General features: G+C 71.4%; 13 protein-coding genes, 1 tRNA gene and 1 pseudogene. 9 read left to right on the plus strand and 6 right to left on the minus strand.

The features are described 5' to 3' along the window. Window positions 1-57 precede the first annotated feature (57 nt). Genes metG through Q0Q23_RS05640 form a run of 4 tightly spaced genes read left to right on the plus strand, consistent with a single transcriptional unit; the run spans window position 58 to window position 4,404 of the window. Window positions 58-1,647: a methionine--tRNA ligase gene (gene metG / locus Q0Q23_RS05625; RefSeq protein WP_295120687.1), complete on the plus strand. Its 1,590-nt coding sequence runs from the start codon at window positions 58-60 to the stop codon at window positions 1,645-1,647. Continuing rightward, a complete protein-coding gene (locus Q0Q23_RS05630) occupies window positions 1,644-2,573 on the plus strand; it encodes a TatD family hydrolase (RefSeq protein WP_295120688.1) in 930 nt (309 codons plus the stop codon). Before metG ends, Q0Q23_RS05630 begins: the two co-directional genes overlap by 4 nt. Then, complete coding sequence (gene rsmA, locus Q0Q23_RS05635) at window positions 2,570-3,415, plus strand: 16S rRNA (adenine(1518)-N(6)/adenine(1519)-N(6))-dimethyltransferase RsmA (protein WP_295120689.1); 846 nt, start codon at window positions 2,570-2,572, stop codon at window positions 3,413-3,415. Before Q0Q23_RS05630 ends, rsmA begins: the two co-directional genes overlap by 4 nt. 44 nt (window positions 3,416-3,459) lie before the next feature. Next, on the plus strand, window positions 3,460-4,404 hold the full coding sequence (locus tag Q0Q23_RS05640; protein ID WP_295120690.1) for a 4-(cytidine 5'-diphospho)-2-C-methyl-D-erythritol kinase: 945 nt from the start codon (window positions 3,460-3,462) through the stop codon (window positions 4,402-4,404). Window positions 4,405-4,574: 170 nt separating this feature from the next. Here Q0Q23_RS05640 and Q0Q23_RS05645 read toward each other — a convergent pair whose 3' ends face one another. After that, window positions 4,575-7,508, minus strand: a complete 2,934-nt coding sequence (locus tag Q0Q23_RS05645) for a LuxR family transcriptional regulator (RefSeq protein ID WP_295120691.1) — start codon at window positions 7,506-7,508, stop codon at window positions 4,575-4,577. 96 nt (window positions 7,509-7,604) lie between these two features. Here Q0Q23_RS05645 and Q0Q23_RS05650 point away from each other — a divergent pair, with 96 nt between their 5' ends. After that, on the plus strand, window positions 7,605-9,410 hold the full coding sequence (locus Q0Q23_RS05650; RefSeq protein ID WP_295120692.1) for an ABC-F family ATP-binding cassette domain-containing protein: 1,806 nt from the start codon (window positions 7,605-7,607) through the stop codon (window positions 9,408-9,410). A gap of 60 nt (window positions 9,411-9,470) precedes the next feature. On the opposite strand, the gene Q0Q23_RS05655 is transcribed toward Q0Q23_RS05650, so the two are convergent. After that, window positions 9,471-10,049, minus strand: coding sequence for a GNAT family N-acetyltransferase (locus Q0Q23_RS05655; RefSeq protein WP_295120694.1), 579 nt, complete (start codon window positions 10,047-10,049; stop codon window positions 9,471-9,473). On the opposite strand from Q0Q23_RS05655, the pseudogene Q0Q23_RS05660 reads away from it, so the two are divergent. Beyond that, a pseudogene (locus Q0Q23_RS05660) lies at window positions 10,042-11,695 on the plus strand (acyl-CoA dehydrogenase family protein). The gene Q0Q23_RS05655 and the pseudogene Q0Q23_RS05660 sit on opposite strands and share 8 nt — an antisense overlap. A 45-nt stretch (window positions 11,696-11,740) precedes the next feature. Here Q0Q23_RS05660 and Q0Q23_RS05665 read toward each other — a convergent pair. Both Q0Q23_RS05665 and Q0Q23_RS05670 read right to left on the minus strand, forming a co-directional pair. After that, on the minus strand, window positions 11,741-14,320 hold the full coding sequence (locus tag Q0Q23_RS05665) for a glycosyltransferase (RefSeq protein WP_295120696.1): 2,580 nt from the start codon (window positions 14,318-14,320) through the stop codon (window positions 11,741-11,743). A gap of 60 nt (window positions 14,321-14,380) precedes the next feature. Continuing rightward, entirely contained in the window at window positions 14,381-14,911 is a 531-nt protein-coding gene (locus Q0Q23_RS05670; protein ID WP_295120697.1) for a MarR family winged helix-turn-helix transcriptional regulator, read from the minus strand. Window positions 14,912-14,992: 81 nt separating this feature from the next. Here Q0Q23_RS05670 and Q0Q23_RS05675 point away from each other — a divergent pair. From Q0Q23_RS05675 to Q0Q23_RS05685, 3 genes are all read left to right on the plus strand, one after another. After that, window positions 14,993-15,064 (plus strand) — tRNA-Gln (locus Q0Q23_RS05675). Between the two features lie 47 nt (window positions 15,065-15,111). After that, complete coding sequence (gene glmU, locus Q0Q23_RS05680; RefSeq protein WP_295120698.1) at window positions 15,112-16,554, plus strand: bifunctional UDP-N-acetylglucosamine diphosphorylase/glucosamine-1-phosphate N-acetyltransferase GlmU; 1,443 nt, start codon at window positions 15,112-15,114, stop codon at window positions 16,552-16,554. Continuing rightward, a complete protein-coding gene (locus Q0Q23_RS05685) occupies window positions 16,555-17,532 on the plus strand; it encodes a ribose-phosphate diphosphokinase (RefSeq protein WP_295120700.1) in 978 nt (325 codons plus the stop codon). A 55-nt stretch (window positions 17,533-17,587) separates the two neighbouring features. Here Q0Q23_RS05685 and Q0Q23_RS05690 read toward each other — a convergent pair whose 3' ends face one another. Then, window positions 17,588-17,935: a hypothetical protein gene (locus Q0Q23_RS05690; RefSeq protein ID WP_295120702.1), complete on the minus strand. Its 348-nt coding sequence runs from the start codon at window positions 17,933-17,935 to the stop codon at window positions 17,588-17,590. 106 nt (window positions 17,936-18,041) lie between these two features. Next, window positions 18,042-19,502: an NADP-dependent phosphogluconate dehydrogenase gene (gene gndA / locus Q0Q23_RS05695; protein WP_295120704.1), complete on the minus strand. Its 1,461-nt coding sequence runs from the start codon at window positions 19,500-19,502 to the stop codon at window positions 18,042-18,044. Window positions 19,503-19,550: the final 48 nt, after the last annotated feature.

The following is a 19,550-nucleotide window of genomic DNA, read 5'->3' on the forward strand; positions in this document are numbered from 1 at the left end:
GCGGCGGCCTCGGTAACATCGCCGGCCCATCCCGCGCGCGCCCGTAGGATAGTCAGCATGTCCGACGGCTCCGCGTTCTACATCACCACGCCGATCTTCTACGTCAACGACGTCCCGCACATCGGGCACGCCTACACGGAGGTCGCCGCGGACGTGCTCGCGCGCTGGCACCGCCAGGCCGGCGACGACACCTGGCTGCTCACCGGCACGGATGAGCACGGGCAGAAGATCCTGCGCACCGCGACCGCGAACGGCACCACACCGAAGGAGTGGGCCGACCGGCTGGTGACGAACGAGTGGCTGCCGCTGCTGAAGACGATCGACATCGCCAACGACGACTTCATCCGCACCACCGACGAGCGGCACGAGAAGAACGTCCAGAAGTTCCTGCAGAAGCTCTACGACGACGGCTTCATCTACGCCGGCGAGTACGAGGCGCTGTACTGCGTCGGCTGCGAGGAGTTCAAGCCGCAGAGCGAGATCGTCGACGGCACGGGGGAGTACGAGGGCCAGAAGGTCTGTGCCATCCACTCCAAGCCGCTGGAGCTGCTGCAGGAGAAGAACTACTTCTTCCGCATGAGCGAGTTCGCCGACCGGCTGCTCGCGCTCTACGAGGAGCGGCCGGACTTCGTCCAGCCGGAGTCGGCGCGCAACGAGGTGGTGTCGTTCGTGCGGCAGGGTCTCAGCGACCTGTCGATCTCGCGTTCGAGCTTCGACTGGGGCATCAAGGTGCCGTGGGACGAGTCCCACGTCGTCTACGTGTGGTTCGACGCCCTCCTCAACTATGTGACCGCGGTCGGCTACGGCCAGGACGACGAGACCTTCGAGCGCCGCTGGCCCGCCACCCACCTCGTGGGCAAAGACATCCTCCGCTTCCACGCCGTGATCTGGCCGGCGATGCTGCTGGCCGCCGGCCTGGAGGTGCCGCACCAGGTCTTCGGGCACGGCTGGCTGCTGGTCGGCGGCGAGAAGATGTCCAAGTCGAAGCTCACCGGCATCGCCCCGACCCAGATCACCGACACGTTCGGCTCCGACGCGTTCCGGTACTACTTCCTGCGCGCCATCAACTTCGGCCAGGACGGCTCGTTCAGCTGGGAGGACCTCGCCGCGCGCTACCAGGCCGAGCTGGCGAACGGCTTCGGCAACCTCGCGTCGCGCGTCATCGCCATGCTGACCCGGTACTTCGAGGGCATCGTGCCGCCGGCGGCGTCCTACGAGGAGGCCGACCTCCACGTGCAGGAGATCGTCGCGAAGGCGACGGCCGACGCCGACGCCGCGATGGGCAAGCTGGCGATCCACGACGCCCTCGCGGCCGTCTGGACGGTGGTCGACGAGCTGAACGGCTACATCACGCTGCAGGAGCCGTGGAGCCTGGCGAAGGACGATGCGAAGCGCGAGCGTCTCCAGACCGTGCTGTACACGGCGGCGGAGGGCCTCCGCGCCCTCGCGGTACTGCTGTCGCCGGTCATCCCCCAGGCGACCGCCAAGCTGTGGACGGCGCTCGGGGCGACGGACGAGCTGGGACCGCTGGAGGCGCAGCCGCTGCGTCGCGCGGGCGACTGGGGCCGGCTGCCGGCCGGCACCGAGGTCAACGGCCTCGAGGCGCTGTTCCCCCGGATCGACGCGGACGCGGTGCCCGCGGCATGACCGACCCGGCGTTCATCCGCCAGCGGCATGTCACCGACGGCCGCGACCTCGCGTACCCTCCGCTGCCGGAGGCGCTGGTCGTGCCGGTGTACGACAACCACACGCACCTGGAGATCGCCGACGGGGATGACCCGCTCGACTATCGCGAGCACCTCGACCGGGCGTCGAGCGTCGGCGTGCGCGGCGTCGTGCAGGTCGGCAACGACGTGGAGACCTCGCGGTGGTCGGCCGAGACCGCGGCCGTCGAGCCGCGCATGCTCGCGGCCGTGGCGCTCCACCCCAACGACGCACCCGACTATGCCGAGCGCGGGGAGCTCGGCGACGCTCTCGCGGTGATCGCCGAACTGGCCGGCCGCCCGCGCGTGCGGGCCGTCGGAGAGACGGGACTCGACTTCTTCCGGACCGAGGAGGGCCCGCGGCGCGACGCCCAGTTCGCGTCGTTCGAGGCGCACATCGAGATCGCGAAGCAGAACGACATCGCGCTGCAGATCCACGACCGGGATGCGCACGCGGCCGTCGTGGCGACGCTGAAGCGGGTGGGCGCCCCGGAACGCACCGTCTTCCACTGCTTCTCCGGCGACGTGGAGCTCGCGCGGATCTGCGCGGAGAACGGCTGGTTCATGTCGTTCGCCGGCAACGTGACCTTCAAGAACGCGCCCGGCCTGCGCGAGGCGCTCCGCGTGGCGCCGCGGAACCTGATCATGGTCGAGACCGATGCGCCGTTCCTGACGCCCACCCCGTTCCGCGGGCGGCCGAATGCGCCCTACCTCATCCCGCTCACCGTGCGCGCGATGGCGGAGACGATCGGCACCGACGCATCCACGCTCGCGGCGCAGATCAACTCCAACACCGAGCTGGTCTACGGCCGGTGGGACAGCGAGCCGGTCGGGTCGCCGCCGACGGAGCCGATCGGGACGATCGCGTGAGCGAGCTGCGCCTGCTCGGACCGGCCGAGATCCGCGATCTCGCGGAGCTCCTCGACGTGACGCCCACCAAGAAGCTCGGCCAGAACTTCGTCATCGACGCCAACACGGTGCGCCGCATCGTGCGGGTGGCGGAGGTGGCCGAGGGTGACATCGTGGTCGAAGTCGGGCCCGGTCTCGGCTCGCTCACGCTCGGGCTGCTGGAGGCCGGAGCACGGGTCGTCGCCGTCGAGATCGACGGTCGGCTGGCCGCGCAGCTCCCGGTCACGGTCGGGCAGCTCGCGCCGTCCGTCGCTGACCGGCTGACGGTCGTGCACCAGGACGCGCTCGCCGTGTCCGCCCTCCCGGAGAGCCCGGTGCGCCTGGTCGCCAACCTCCCCTACAACGTGTCCGTGCCGGTGCTGCTGCATTTTCTCGAGACCTTCCCGACGCTGCGATCGGGCGTGGTGATGGTGCAGGCCGAGGTCGGCCACCGCATCGCAGCCGGCCCCGGGTCCAAGGTGTACGGCGCACCCAGCGTCAAGGCCGCCTGGTACGGCGCGTGGCGCACGGCGGGCACGGTGAGCAGGCAGATCTTCTGGCCCGTGCCCAACGTCGACTCGGTGCTCGTCGCCTTCGATCGCCGGCCGGAACCGCGGGGGGACGAGGCACTGCGGAAGCGCACGTTCGCCCTGGTGGACGCCGCCTTCCAGCAGCGCAGGAAGACCCTCCGTCAGTCGCTCTCGACGGTGTTCGGCGACCCGACCGCGGCTGCGACGGCGCTGGAGGCCGCGGGCATCGCTCCGTCGCTGCGCGGCGAGCAGCTGGAGCTCGACGACTTCGTGAGACTCGCCGCCACCACCTGATCGGGTGGTCCGCGCAGCACCCCCGCGGTGTGTAGGTTTGAGGCATGGTCGAGGCGGGTACGGGGTGGGACGTGGATGCCGTCCACGTGCGCGCTCCGGGCAAGGTCAACGTGTTCATGCGCGTCGGCGCCGTCCGCGAAGACGGCTATCACGACGTCGCGACGGCCTACCAGGCCGTGTCGCTGTATGAGGATGTGCGAGCTCACCGTGCCGATGACTTCTCGGTGAGTTTCGCGGGCAGCATCGACACCAGCGGCCTGGCGACCGACGACTCCAATCTCGCCATCAAAGCCGCGCGGCTGCTCGCCAAGAAGACCGGGTACACCGGCGGCGTCCGGCTCGAGATCGACAAGCACGTACCGATCGCCGGAGGAATGGGCGGCGGCTCGGCCGACGCCGCCGCCACCCTGGTGGCCTGCGATGCACTGTGGGGCACCGAGCTCGGCCGCGACGAGCTGCTCGCGCTGGCGGCACGACTGGGCGCGGACGTGCCGTTCGCGCTGATCGGCGGCACCGCCATCGGCACCGGCCGGGGCGACCGGCTCAGCCCGGCCCTGGCGACGGGGCAGTTCCACTGGGTGCTCGCGTTGCCGGAGGGTGAGCTCAGCACACCGGCCGTCTACAGCGAGCTCGACCGGCACCGTCAGCGTCACGCGGGCGAGATCGCACCGGCTGAACGCAGCCCGAGCGTCGACGCGCCCGTGTTGCACGCGCTGCGCGCAGGGGACCCGGCGATGCTGGCCGAGGCGCTCAGCAACGACCTCCAGGCGCCCGCCATCCATCTCGTGCCGAGGATCGCCGAGGTGCTCGAGCTCGGCGAGTTGAACGGCGCGCTGGCCGGCATCGTCTCGGGCTCGGGGCCGACCGTCGCGTTCCTCGCCGCCGACCTCGACAATGCGCTCGATCTGCAGATCGCGCTGAGCGCCGCCCGCATCCACGCGGTGCGTGCGACCGGTCCGGTGCACGGCGCGCGGATCATGGGCGACTGAGCTGCCGACCGTTGCCGGTCTTGCCCGAGGATGCCCGAGCCCGCGTCGCACGTCGGGTTGAGACGATTCGTCGGTGGAGTCGTATCCGCGCGGTGCGGGTCGGGCATCCCAGGTGATTTCCACGGTAGCGCCGCGGTGCCGTGTCCTCATAGTGGGGGACCCGGAAACCGTCAATTCTTGACGGGTCGGTCGCTCCGGGCGGGTCGGCGCCGGGGAAGCGCGAGGGCACGGAGCTCACGGCGGGAACGCATCCCGAGCTTCGCGAGGATGTTGCGCACGTGGAAGTTGACCGTCGTCACCGAGACGTAGAGCCGCTCGGCGATCTCCTTGTTCGTCATCCCCGCGGCCAGGGCGTGCGCGACCTGACGCTCCCGCGTGGTCAACGAGGCGAGCGGGTCGGCCGCCGACGCCTGTCGGGCGTCCGCGGCGTCGCCGGCGGTGCGCATCGCGTCCAGCAGGTGGGCGGTGCGGGCGAGGTAGGTGCTGGCGCCGAGCCGGCAGAAGGTGGCGGCGGCCTGCTCCAGCAGCGCGATCCCGGCGGCGCGTTCCGCGTCGCCGTCGGCCGGGGTCGCCCTGCTTGCGTCGACGGTTCCGGCCGCCAGCAGGCGGCCGGCGTCGAGCGCCGCGATCGCGGCGGGGAACGGGAAGCGGGGTGACGCCGCGGCCTCCCGGTACGCGTCGAGCGCCTCTGCGCGGCTGCCCTCCGCCTCCAGCACGCGTCCCTCCAGCCAGCGCAGAGAGCCGTAGTACGGCCGCCAGGGCCCGGGGGCGGCGCACTGCAGGTACGCTGCCCGGGCCTCGGTGGCGCGGCCGAGTGCCGCCAGTGCGTCCACCCGGTAGGTCAGCCAGCCCTGTGTCGAGGAGCGGCTCGCCGCCTCCTCGGCGTCGAGGGTGGCGCGGTGCTGGTCCTCCGGCCGCCCGAGTGCGCGTGCCAGTTCGGCGCGGGCCAGGAACGGCAGGTCGCCGTCGTACGATCCGGTGATCCGCGGGTCGGCCTTCGCGGCGGAGCGCAGGCGCTCGTTCACCGGTTCGGTCTCGCCTCGGCCGGCGCGTACGAGCGTCGACGTCCAGAGCGCGATCGGCCAGCACGACAGGTCGGTCTCGTCGAGGGCCAGCGCGACCGCGGTGTCGGCCAGGGTGACCGACTCCTCCCACTCGCCCGACAGGAAGAGCAGGTGCGCGTACATCGTCCGCACGAAGCCCGCCGTCCAGCTGCTCGGGAAGCGGCGGACCAGGTCGTTGGCGCGCGCGAGGTCGGCGTGCGCGCCCTCGATGTCGCCGCTGATGATGAGCACTCGGGACCGGGCCACGAGCGCGTCCACGGCGGCCGGGGACTCGTGATGCGCGAGCAATGCGTCGAGCTCCGCCGTGAGCGGCGCGAACAGGTCAGGGCGCCGCGCGTGCGCGGCCGAGATGAGCGCCCAGCCGACCAGCCGGACGAGGTGCTCCTCCGGTTCGGCGAGCCAGCGCAGCGCGGGATCTGCGACGTCTTCGGGGCGCGGGCAGGCGGCGATGTGCTCGCGTGCCGTGTCCAGGTGGTCCAGCACGCCGGCGAAGTCTCCCATCGCCATCAGCACCTTGGGCAGCGCCTCGGCCACGTGGGTGCGGATGGCGCGCTCGTCGGGAGTGCGCGCCGGGGCGGCCTCCAGCTGGAGGGCGAGCTGGAGCGCCCCCGGCACGTCGCGCGAGAGCGTGCGCAGCTCCAGGAGCACGGCATCGCGGGCGGGCGACGCCGGAAGCGCCTCGATCGCCGGGCGCAGGTCGAGGATCTGCTCGTGCAGCCGGAAGCGCAGCGCGAGCAGCCCCAGCTCGACCAGCGGACGCTCCCGCTCGCCCTCCGTGGCCAGGTGCATGGCCGAGCGGGCGTAGCTCATCGCCTGCTCCGCCCTGCCCAGCTCGGCCGCAGCCAGGGCGGCCGTGAGCAGCTCGTCGACGAGGCGGGGGTCGGCCGTGTCGGCGGCCTCCACCCGGTGCCGCAGGGCGCGGTGCCCGTCGAGCACGTCGGCGGCGACCCGGTGGATCTGCACCCGCCGTTCCACGGTGAGCCCGGCGGCCAGGGCATCGGCGAGGAGGGCGTGCGCAGGCTCCACCCACAGCACGCCGTCGCGCGGCGTTCCGAGCACGAGGCCCCGCGTCACGGCCCCCGGCACGTCGAGCCGCTCGCCCAGGCGGGCGGCGATGGAGCCGACCACGGGGGCCGGGAGCGGGTCGCGCAGCACGGCGATGAACTCGGCAGCAGTGCGAACTGACCGGTCGGCGCCCTCCAGGGCCGCCGAGATCGCCGACGCGAGCGGCATGATCGCGGTGTCGGGCAGGTCCCAGCCGGCCGGATGCAGGGCCTGCGTGAAGGTGTCGCGCAGCTGCCCGAGGAGCACGCTGAGCAGCAGCGGAGAGCCCTGGGTGGCCTCGGTCAGCCGGGTCGCGGTGCGTCGCGAGATCGCGTGCCCCAGAATGTGCTCCGCGAGTTCCTGCGTGTCGGAGACCGTGAGGGGCGACAGGTCGATACGGGCGTGGTTGACCGACGACGCCGCGAGGTCCTCGAACAGCGAAGACACGCTGTTCGGCTGCGGCCGCGTCGCGGCGGTGAAGAGGAAGCCGCGATCCGACATCCGGCGGACGACGAATCGCAGCGCTCGCGCCGACGGCTCGTCCACCCACTGCGCGTCGTCCACGATCAGGCACACCGGTCCGGAGAGCGCGTCGACGGCGTCGAGAAGCAGCCGCCCGACCGTCAGCGCGTCGTCGTCGGGGGCGGGAGGCCGGATCGGCCGGCCGCCGAGCGCGGCGAGGCCACGGACGAGGGTCTCGACGGTGGCGTAGGCGAGGTCGGACTCGAACGAGTCGGCGCTCGCCCGCAGCACCGTCCAGCCGTCCAGCCGCTGGGCGACATCGGCGAGCAGCGCCGTCTTGCCGAGGCCGGCCTCGCCGGTGATCAGCACGGCGCCGCCGCGGTCGAGCGCACGATGCGCGACGAGGAGGATGGTCTCGCGGGAGCGGTCCCGGCCGATGAGCGGCCGCGCCGTCGAGTCCACGTCGGTCACGGTCGCCCCCATCCACCCGCGCGGGTCGGGTAACGGGAGTGCGCGGTCCGGTTCGTCGATCATCGCACACCCGGGCGTATGGTCGGTTTCCCCCAAGGAGGGGGAGTGATCCGCCTCCGGCGTCCGGGCGGACGGCGCGACGGTAGGCTGGAGGACCGTATGGCTCATCTCCTCGGCGCCGAATCGCTGCATCTCGAATACCCGACGCGGGTCGTCTTCGACTCGGTGACCATCGGCGTCTCCGAAGGCGACCGCATCGGCGTCGTCGGACGCAACGGCGACGGCAAGTCGACCCTCCTCTCCCTCCTCGCCGGGCGGCTCGAACCCGACTCCGGCCGCGTCACCCGGCGCCGGGACGCGACGGTCGGGATGCTCGACCAGCGCGACGACCTCCCGGACGCACTGACCGTCGGCCGGGCCATCGTCGGCGATCGCGAGGAGCACCTGTGGGCGGGCGACCCGCGCGTGCGCGACGTGCTCGCCGGTCTCGTCGCCGACATCCGCTGGGAGGCGACCATCGGCGAGCTCTCGGGCGGCCAGCGCCGCCGGGTGGCGCTCGCGGCGCTGCTGGTGCACGACCACGACCTGCTCTTCCTCGACGAGCCGACCAACCACCTCGACATCGAGGGCGTCGCCTGGCTGGCGTCGCACCTCAAGCAGCGCTGGGCAGCCGGATCGGGCGCCCTCGTGGTGGTCACCCACGACCGCTGGTTCCTGGACGAAGTGTCGACCTCGACCTGGGAGGTCCACGACGGGATCGTCGAGCCCTTCGAAGGGGGCTACGCGGCATATGTCCTGCAACGGGTCGAGCGCGACCGCATGGCTGCCGTCGCCGAGACCAAGCGCCAGAACCTCATGCGCAAGGAGCTCGCCTGGCTGCGCCGCGGAGCCCCTGCGCGCACCTCCAAACCGAAGTTCCGGATGGACGCCGCCGCGGCGCTGATCGCCGACGAGCCGGCACCGCGCGACGCGGTCGAGCTGACCAAGCTCGCGACGGCCCGGCTCGGCAAAGACGTCGTCGACCTCCTCGACGTCACCGTGGAGTTCCCGCCGAAGACCGTGCTGCGCGACGTGGAGTGGCGCATCGCTCCCGGTGAGCGCACCGGCATCCTCGGCGTCAACGGCGCGGGCAAGTCCACCCTGCTCGGCCTCGTCGCCGGCAGCGTCGAGCCGACCTCCGGACGCGTCAAGCGCGGCAAGACGGTCAAGATCGCCACGCTCACGCAGCAGCTCGACGAGCTCGACGCCGTGCGCGACCAGCGCGTCAGCGCCGTCGTCGCCGACAAGCGCACCACCTACCTCGCGGGCGGCAAAGAGGTCACGCCCGGCCAGATGCTCGAGCGCCTGGGCTTCACGAACGCGCAGCTGTCGACTCCGGTGAAAGACCTGTCGGGTGGTCAGAAGCGCCGCCTCCAGCTGTTGCTGATCCTGCTGGACGAGCCGAACGTGCTCATCCTGGACGAACCGACGAACGACCTCGACACCGACATGCTCGCTGCGATGGAGGACCTGCTCGACGGCTGGCCCGGCACGCTGCTGGTGGTCTCGCACGACCGTTACCTCGTCGAGCGCGTGACCGACCAGCAGTACGCGGTGATCGACGGCGCCTTCCGGCACCTGCCCGGCGGCATCGACGAATATCTGCGGCTGCGACGGGAGCGGAGCGCTTCGCCGAGCGCAGCGGCCGGCACTGCCGCGACCCCGGCGGCCGGGGCCACCGCTGCCGCGTCACCGGTTCTCTCCGGCGCGGCCCTGCGCGCGGCGGAGAAGGAGCTGGCGTCGATCGACCGGCGGCTCGCGAAGCTGGCCGGTCAGGTCGCCGAGCACCACGAGTCGATCGCACGCCACGATCAGTCCGACTACGTCGGCCTCGGGCGCCTCACCGAAGAGCTGCGCGCGCTGGAGGGCGAGATCGCCGACCAGGAGACCCGCTGGCTGGAACTCTCGGAGCAGCTCGAGGGCTGACCGCGCTGCGGATGCCGGACCGATCGGCGCCGGAGGACTCCCGCGCCGCCCGGGCTCGAATCACCTCCGCTGACTGCGGGCCGCCGGCGTGTCGCCGTGCGGCTCCTCCGTTGCCGTCACGAACAGTTCCATCCGCACGTTGTAGTAGGCGTCCGTCGGGCCGACGCGGCGCATGCCGATGCGCTCGCACACCCGCTGCGACGCCGCGTTCTCGGGATAGGTGACGGCGACGACGCGATCCAGGTCGCGCAGGGCCGCCGCGAGGAGCGCGCCGGCCGCCTCCGCCGCATAGCCGCGCCCCCAGTGGTCCGGGTGGAAGTGCCAGCCGATCTCGGTGTCGCCGGACGGCCGCAACGGCTCAGGGCCCGACGCGGGGATCGGCTGCAGCATCACGGTTCCGACCGGTTCGCCGGTGGCGGCCACCGAGACGACGCGGAACGCGCGCAGGTCGTCCTCGAGCGCCCGCAGCCGGGCGATGCGCCGCACGGCGTCCGCCGGGTCGGTCAGCACGGCCGGCGCGCGGCCGAGGAACCGCGCGACCTCCCACCGCGAGTAGAGGTCGAACGCGAAGGCGGCATCGTCGTCGCGCCAGGGCCGCAGCTCGAGGCGCTCGGTGGTGAGCTCGATCGGGATGTGCACCCGGTCCACCCTAGCCCGCGGCGCGCCCGCACTAGACTCGCCGCATGCCCACTCACACCGTCGTGAACCAGGCCCCGCCGCGCGTCGACCTCGACGAGTTCGCCGCCGACATCCCCCTGCGCGAGGCGGTCGAACGGTACGACGCCGACTGGGCGATCGCCGACCTCGGCGCCGTCGGGCGGCTGGTCGGGTCCGCCGGTTTCCAGGCCGACGCCGAGCGCGCGAACGTGCGCGAGCCGCAGTTGCGCGCGTTCGACCGGTGGGGCGACCGCGTCGACGAGGTCGACTACGACGAGAGCTACCATCGCGTGCTCCGGCAGGCCGTCGCCGCCGGAGCGCACACCTCCGCGTGGGCCGATCCACGGCCGGGCGCGAACGTCGCCCGGGCCGCGACGTTCATGCTGTTCGCGCAGGTGGAGCCCGGGCACGCCTGCCCGGTCTCGATGTCGCACGCGGCCGTGCCGGCCCTCGCCGCCGCCCCGCGCCTCGCCGACGAGTGGATCCCGCGGCTGCTCTCTCGCGAGTACGACGGCCGCCTCGGCCCGGCCAAGCCGTCCGCCCTGTTCGGGATGGCGATGACCGAGAAGCAGGGCGGCTCCGACGTGCGCGCCAACACGACCCGCGCGCTCGCCGACGGCGACGGGCGCTGGCTGCTGACCGGCCACAAGTGGTTCTGCTCGGCCCCGATGTCGGACGCCTTCCTGGTGCTCGCCCAGACGGCGGGAGGCCTGAGCTGCTTCGTGGTGCCCCGCGTGCTGGAGGACGGCGCGCGCAACGTCTTCCTCATCCAGCGGTTGAAGGACAAGCTCGGCAACCGCTCCAACGCCTCCGCCGAGGTCGAGTTCGACGGCACGGTCGGCTATCTGCTCGGCGAGGAGGGCCGCGGCGTCCGGACCATCCTGGAGATGGTCGACCGCACCAGGCTCGACTGCGTGCTCGGCACCGCGGCCGGCATGCGGCAGGGCGTCGCCGAGGCCGCGTGGCACGCGCGTCACCGGTCGGCGTTCGGCCGGCGGCTCGTCGACCAGCCGGCGATGACGGCGGTGCTGGCCGATCTGGCCCTCGAGTCGGAGGCGGCGACCGCCGTCGCGCTGCGACTGGCGCGTGCGCACGACGACGACGCCTCGGAGACCGATGTCGCGTTCCGGCGGCTCGCGACCGCCGTGAGCAAGTACTGGGTGTGCAAGCGCGGACCCGGCCATGCCTACGAGGCGATGGAGTGCCTCGGCGGCAACGGGTACACCGAGGCTTTCCCGCTGGCCCGGCGGTATCGCGAGCAGCCGGTGATGGCGATCTGGGAGGGGTCCGGAAACGTGATCGCGCTCGACGTGCTGCGCGCGCTGGCCCGCGAGCCCGCGAGCGCGGAGGCGTTCGATGCCGAGCTCGCCGCCGCCCGGGGCGCGAACGCGGTCTTCGACGCCCACCACGACAGGGTGCGACGAGCTGTCGCCGCCGCAGACGAGTCGACGGTCCGCAGCCTGGTCGCCGCGCTCGCCGTCGGCCTCCAGGCCTCGCTGCTCCTGCGCCACGCCCCGGCGGCGGTCGCCGACGCGTTCGTCGCCTCCCGCCTCGGCCCGGATCGCGGAGCCCTCTACGGGGAACTGCCCGCGGGCCTGGACCTCTCGGCCCTGGTCGCGCGCGCCTGACCCGCACACGCCGAGGTGGCGGAGAATCCGCCTCCTGGGCGGTTCTCAGCCGATCTTCTGCCGCTTCGCGGGCGTGCCGGGTGCGGCTTCGGGAGCCGCGGCTTCGGGAGCCGCGGCGGGCGCGGGGTCGGGGGCGGCTCCGATCGCTCGGTAGAACTCGGCGACCGCTTTGCGGTTGTACGCAGCCCAGTCGAAGCCGCCGTCGGGCACGTCGCCGCGCAGGAACGCGCGCAGCCCATCGGCAACCCCCTCGACCGACTGCGGGACCACCAGGCCGCTGCCCTGCGGCAGCGCGTTCTTGGCCGAGGCGAACTCGACCGTGACGATCGGGAGCTGCAGGACGAGGGCCTCGAGGATGACCATCGGCTGGCCCTCGTAGTCGCTGGACAGCACGAAGCAGTCCGCCTTCGCCATGATGGCGTGCGGATTGCGCTGCATGCCGGTGAGGAACACCGAACCCTCCAGCCCGAGTTCCGCGACCACGGACTCCAGGTGGCCCGCGAGCGGACCCGAGCCGACGATCAGCAGTCGCGTCTTGGCGCTCTCGGCGTGCACCTGCGCGAAGGCGCGGATGAGACGCTCCTGGTTCTTCTCCGGAGAGAGCCGGCCCACGTTCACGAACGTCGTGACGTCGTCGTCGGCCGCCAGCAGCTGCTCCGCCCAGTCGGGGATGCTGCCCGTCTCCTCGTCGAAGGCGAGTGCGTGGAGGTCGGCCGCGGCGTTCTCGAGGATGTGCTCGGCATCGACCGTGTTGAGCGCGGAGCGGAACTTCGCCGGCTCCGCGTACTCGGCGAGCGACGCGCGGTTCACCTCGGACAGCGTCGGCGAGACCGAGACCAGGTGGTCGTACTGCGCGTACAGCGTGAACAGCTGGGTGAGCGAGTGCAGCATGCGCTTCTCGCCGTTGACCTCGCGGTGCGCATCGGCGGCGAGGTCGTTGTGCATCCAGATCGACCGCTGCGCCTCGGGGGAGTGCAGGAGCAGGATCGCCCAGAACGGGCCGTAGCCGGAGAAGTCCACGACATAGTCGAACCGGCTGTCGCCGAAGCAGCGGTACCACTCGTCGTCCCAGAGCAAGTTCTGCGCCTCGGTCTGCGCGTGCTGGGCCGTACGACCCCGCCGGAAGTCGAGGTGCCGGGCCAGGTGCCGCAGCTTGGCGCCGTTCATCCCGCCGACACGGGGGAACTGTCGCACGGCCGGGTGGATCCGACGCTGCTTGGCGATGATCGTCTGCGAGCCGCTCTGCGCGAAGAACGCGGACACGTCGTAGCGCTCGTGATCGAGGTTGTTGAGCAGGTTGAGGGCGGAGGTCGTGATCCCGTTGGGGCGCATACCGCCCAGATACAGCAGGATCTTCTCCCGGCCGTCGTCGTCGAGCGACGTGCGCAGGCGGTACCCGTCGCGCACGCCGCGGAACACGATGTCGATGACGCGGTCGGAGGCCGCGCCGTCTTCGTAGGGCGTGAACCGGCGCTGCATGTCGAGATACCGGTCCCGGTACTCGGCCGGCACCTGGTCGCCGTCGGCCGCGACGGCTGCGAGCGCGTCGCCGAGTTCGCGCGCCGACATGAGCGTGGGCCCCGGCCACTCGTCCGGCTCGAAGTAGAGTCCGCGCGTTCCCGCGTACTCGGCGAGGTCGGGTGTGAAGAACAGGATCGGCCGGCCCGTGCGGAGGTAGTCGAAGAAGATGCTGGAGTAGTCGCCGACCAGGATGTCGGTGGCGCCGAGGACGAGGTTGGTCGGCATCTCGTTGGGCACGAGCATCCGAGCGAGCTCCGGGCGGTCGGCGGCGAGCGCGTGCACCGTCTGGTGCGTCTTGACCAGCACCGCGTAGCGGCTGGAGTCGATGCGCTCCTCCACCTCGCGGAGATGCGCGAGCAGCGCGTCGAGGTCGTCCTCCGGTCGTCCGAACGTCTGGCCCTTCCACGTGGGAGCGTAGAGGATGACCTTACGGTCGCCGAGCGGGATGCCGGAGGCGATGAGTCGACGGCGCACGTCGTCGCGCTGCGCGTCGTCGAGGAACTGCCGGTCCACACGCGGGTAGCCCTCTTCGATGATCGTGCCGCGGTAGATGCCGTCGAGTTTGTACGCGCTCCGGTACATCTGGTCGGCCATGAACGGGTTGGCGGCCAGCAGGTAGTCGGTCTGCACGAAGTTGCGCACGATGTTCGCGGTGGCCAGCGCCCCGTCTTCGATGTCGTAGCCCATGCGCTTGAGCGGCGTGCCGTGCCAGGTGTTCAGATAGACCTGGCCGGGGCGCTTGGAGAAGTCGAACGGGAACGTCGCGTTGTTGACCAGGTACTGGCTCGTGGCCAGGGCCCGGTAGTAGGCCGCGGACCCGTAGCGCACGAACGTCACGCGGGGGTCGTCGGCGAACTCCTCCACGGCGGCGCGGTACCGGTGGAGGTCGGAGAGCGCCCAGATGTGGGTGAGGTGCTTCAGATCGGGTGCGGCCAGCAGCCGGCGGAACAGCGCCTCCGGGTTGTCGAGCATCCCGTTGCCCGAGAAGGACTCGTAGAACACCGAGCCGAGGACGAGCGGCTGCCGGCGCCAGTGCGCATGGATCTCGAAGCGAGCGGCGCGCTTCACTCGGGACGGGAGGCGCTTCAGGCGGGAAAGTCTCATCGCGGCGAGTTTATGAGAGCGGGATAACAGTCTGCTGGGAACCCGCGTTGCAAGGGCTGGTCAGACTCCGGTGTCGAATCCCAGGCTCAGCTTGCGCAGCAGCGCCGCCAAGCGCTCCTGATCGCCCGGCGAGAGCGAGTCGAGCAGATCGGCCTCGGCGTCGACCAGCCGGGTGATGGCGGCGTCCACCCTGGCGAGGCCCTGGGCGGTCATCTGCACCAGGATGCCGCGGCCGTCGTTGGGGTCCGTGCGGCGCTCGACGAGGCCGCGCGCCACGAGACGGTCGATGCGGTTGGTCATCGTGCCGGACGACACCAGCGTCTGCTGCAGGAGCGACTTGGGGCTCAGCTGGAACGGCGATCCCGCCCGCCGCAGCGCCGAGAGCACGTCGAACTCCCAGGAGTCGAGATCGGAGCGCTCGAACGCGCTGCGGCGCGCCCGGTCGAGATGCCGGGAGAGCCGGTCGACCCGCGAGAGCACCTGCAGCGGCGAGAAGTCGAGGTCGGGACGCTCGCGGAGCCAGGCCCCGACGATGCGGTCCACCTCGTCGCGCGCACCACCGCGCGCGGTCCCGTCGTGTGCCTCGGCCATCCCTCCATGCTATTCGGCTGCTGCGCCGGCTCGGCGGCACGCGCGGCCGAGTCTGGCAGACTGTGTGTGCGCGTTGCGCGGTCCGCCTTGGTGTAATGGCAGCACGACAGCCTTTGGAGCTGTGAGGTCTAGGTTCGAGTCCTGGAGGCGGAGCGACGTCTGCAGCCCCACCGACCCGTCAGATCGCACCCGGGAGCATCATGACCGACCAGAATCTCGCCATCGTCGTTCTCGCGGCCGGCCAGGGCACGCGGATGAAGTCCGCGACGCCCAAGCTGCTGCACCCGCTGGGCGGCCTCCCGGTCGTCGGGCACGTGCTGGCGACCGCACGCGAGCTCGACGCCGCGCGCGTCATCGCCGTCGTGCGGCACGAACGCGACCGGCTCGCCGAGGTGATCACAGCCGACCTGCCCGGGGCCGTCATCGTCGACCAGGACGAGGTCCCCGGTACCGGGCGCGCCGTGGAGCAGGCCGTCGCCGCGCTCCCGGAGGACTTCAGCGGAGACGTCCTCGTGGTCAACGGCGATGTGCCGCTGCTCGACGCGGCGACGCTGCGCGAGCTCGTGGCGACCCACCGCGCGGGCGGCGCGGCAGCGACCATCCTGTCGTCCTTCCCGGCCGACCCGACCGGCTACGGCCGCATCGTCCGCACCGCCGAAGGCCACCTCGACCGCATCGTCGAGCACAAGGACGCCAGCGACGACGAGCGCGCCATCGGCGAGATCAACGCCGGCATCTACGTCTTCGGCGCCGCGGCGCTGCGCGACATGCTCGCGAACGTGACCACCGACAACGCCCAGGGCGAGAAGTACCTGACCGATGTCATCGGCCTGCTGCGCGAGGCCGGTTTCGACGTCGACGCGCTGCCGGTGTCCGAGTCGTGGCTCGTGGAGGGAATCAACGACCGGGCGCAGCTGAGCGAGGCCGCGGCGCGGCTCAACGCCCTCGTCGTGCGCACCTGGCAGCTCGCCGGCGTGACCGTGCAGGACCCCGCCACCACCTGGATCGACGTCACGGCGACCCTGGAGCCGGACGTCACCATCCTTCCCGGGACCCAGCTGCGCGGGGCCACGGCCGTGCGCACCGGCGCCACCGTCGGTCCCGACACCACGCTCCTCGACACGGAGGTGGGCGCGGGCGCGACCGTGACCCGCACGGACGCCACCCTCGCGGTGATCGGCGACGGCGCCACCGTCGGGCCCTTCGCCTACCTGCGCCCCGGCACGGTCCTCGGCGAGAACGGCAAGATCGGCACGTTCACCGAGACCAAGAACGCCGTCATCGGCGCGGGGACGAAGCTGGCCCACTTCAACTACGTGGGCGACGCGGAGGTGGGCGAGAAGGGCAACCTCGGCGCCGGCGTGATCACCGCCAACTACGACGGCGTGAACAAACACCGCACGGTCATCGGCTCCCACGTCCGGATCAGCACGAACACGGTGCTCGTCGCGCCCGTTAGGATGGGTGACGGAGCGTACACCGGAGCGGGAACCGTCGTCCGGAAGGACGTTCCACCCGGCGCGCTCGCCATCACGGTCGCGCCTCAGCGCAACATCGAAGGCTGGGTCGCCGACAAGCGGCCGGGCACTGACGCCGCACGTGCCGCCGAACAGGCCACGGCCGCGGAAGAGAGCGGAGAGTAAGTGTCAGGGATCACTGCCACCGGCCAGAAACGACTCGTTCTGATCTCGGGGCGTGCGCATCCCGAACTCGCGGAGCAGATCGCCGAGTGCCTCGGCAGCGAGCTGGTGCCGACCGACTCCCGCACTTTCGCCAACGGTGAGATCTACGCGCGGTTCGACGAGAGCGTGCGCGGCTCCGACGCTTTCGTCATCCAGTCGCACACCTCGCCGATCAACGAGTGGCTCATGGAGCAGCTGATCATGGTCGACGCGCTCAAGCGCGCCTCCGCCAAGCGGATCACCGTGGTCGCCCCGTTCTATCCCTACGCCCGGCAAGACAAGAAGGGCCGCGGCCGCGAGCCGATCTCCGCCCGCCTGGTCGCCGATCTCTTCAAGGCCGCAGGCGCCGACCGCATCATGTCGGTCGACCTGCACGCCGCCCAGATCCAGGGCTTCTTCGACGGCCCTGTCGATCACCTGTTCGCCATGCCGGTGCTCCTGGAGCACATGCAGCGCGAGCTCGACCCGTCGACGCTCACGGTCGTGTCACCCGACATGGGCCGCGTCCGCGTGGCCGACATCTGGAGCGACAAGCTCGGCGCACCGCTCGCGATCATCCACAAGCGCCGCGACCCGCTCGTCCCCAACCAGGTCTCGGTGCATGAGATCGTCGGTGAGGTGGAGGGCCGCGTCTGCCTCCTCGTCGACGACCTGATCGACACCGGGCGCACCATCGTCAAGGCGGCGGAGGCGCTCAAGGCCAGCGGCGCGATCGGCGTCGTCGTCGCTGCGACCCACGCCGTCTTCAGCGACCCGGCCGTGGAGCTCCTCCAGTCGGAGGCGATCGACTCGGTCGTCGTCACCGACACGCTCCCGCTTCCGGCGCACAAGCGCTGGGACGGCCTCACCGTGCTGCCGATCGCGCCGCTCCTGGCCAACGCCATCCGCGAGGTCTTCACCGACGGCTCGGTGACCTCCATGTTCGACGGCGCCGCCTGAGCGACCCTCTTCGAGGGGCGCGCCCTTCGGCGAACGGCGGCTGGAGCTTTCCTCGTCACCGGAGGGCGTGCGGCGTCGACGGGATGAGGCCGAGCGGCGCGATGAACGTGGCGTCGCCCTCGGTGTTGAGCGCGTAGCACTGCCAGCCCGGCCCGGCCGGGGCGAACAGCTCGAAGCGCGCCGACGAGCCCACCGAGTCGGGCGCGTAGTGGCGGGCGTAGACCGCGCAGGTGCCGGTCGCGGTGTCCGTCTGGATGCTGATCGTCAGCATGATGCCGGGCAGGACGAGGGCGGTGAGCGCGACGACGACGAAGACGCGGGTGGCGATCATCCGGCGCCTCCCGTGCAGCGGACGGTCCGACGGCTCGTACTCCGCCAGTTCCGGGTGGTCCTCGAACGTCACGTTACGAGTCTGAGCCGCACGACCCGCTATTGCAAACGCCGAAGGGCACGTCGTTGTCGCGTTCCGAACCCGGAAGCGACAACGACGTGCCCTTCGACGGTGGTCGCTAGTGCGAGGAGCCCTCGGTCTCGATCTCGGTGCGGTCACCCGACCACAGCGTGTGGAAGACCCCGTCCTTGTCGACGCGCTTGTAGGTGTGCGCGCCGAAGAAGTCGCGCTGCCCCTGCACGAGCGCGGCCGGGAGACGGGTGGACGCGAGCGAGTCGTAGTACGACAGCGCCGAGCCGAACCCCGGCACCGGCACGCCGTTCAGGGCGGCGGTGGCGACGATGCGGCGCCAGGCGGCCTCGCCCTCGCGCACGGCGTCGGCGAAGTACGGCGCCTCCAGGAGGGTCGCGATGTCCGGGTTCTCGTCGTAGGCGTCGGCGATGCGGTTGAGGAACTGTGCCCGGATGATGCAGCCGCCGCGCCAGATCTTGGCGATCTTGTCCTTGTTGATGTGCCAGCCGTACTTCTCGGCGCCGGCGATGATCGCGTCGAAGCCCTGCGCGTAGGCGACGACCTTGGAGGCGTAGAGCGCCTTCGACACGTCGTCGGCGAACGCGGCCACGTCGTCGGCCTTCTGCACCTCGGGACGCGACCGGATGGTCGCCTGCACCGCGGCACGCTGCGCGGGCTTGGAGGACACGGCGCGGGCGAACACGGCCTCCGCGATGCCGCCGACCGGGATGCCCAGGTCGAGTGCGTTCTGCACCGTCCACACGCCGGTGCCCTTCGAACCGGCCTGGTCGAGCACGATGTCCACGAAGGGCTTGCCGGTCTCGGCGTCGACCTGGCGCAGCACCTCGGCCGTGATCTCGATCAGGTACGACTCGAGGTAGCCCTTGTTCCACTCGGCGAACACGTCCGCGATCTGCGCCGGCTCCAGCCCGCCGACCGTGCGCAGCAGGTCGTACGCCTCGGCGATGAGCTGCATGTCGGCGTACTCGATGCCGTTGTGGATCATCTTGACGAAGTGGCCGGCGCCGTCGGTGCCGACGTGGGTCACGCAGGGCTCGCCCTCGGCGACCGCGGCGATCGACTCCAGGATCGGGCCGAGGGTCTCGTACGACTCCGCCGAGCCGCCGGGCATGATCGAGGGGCCGTGCAGGGCGCCCTCCTCACCACCCGAGATGCCGGCACCGACGAAGTGGATGCCGGTCGGCGCGATGCGCTTCTCGCGCTCGATGGTGTCGTGGAAGTTCGCGTTGCCGCCGTCGACGATGATGTCGCCCGGCTCGAACCGCTCCACCAGCTGGTCGATCACGGCGTCGGTGCCGCGGCCGGCCTGCACCATGATGATCGCGGTGCGCGGCTTCGACAGCGAGGCGACGAAGTCGTCGATCTGCTCGGAGGACACGAACCCGGCCTCCGGGTGGGCGTTCACGAGCTCCTCGGTGCGTGCGTAGGTCCGGTTGAAGACGGCGACGGTGTTGCCCTCGCGCGACGCGAGGTTGCGGGCCAGGTTCGACCCCATCACCGCCAGACCGACGACTCCGATGTTGGCCGTTGCGTGGTTCTCGGGCACGGAGGACTCCTTCGTTGAGTGGTTTGCGTCCAGCGTAGTCGCGCGGCA

Source organism: uncultured Leifsonia sp. (genome assembly GCF_945957465.1).
Lineage (GTDB): Bacteria > Actinomycetota > Actinomycetes > Actinomycetales > Microbacteriaceae > Leifsonia.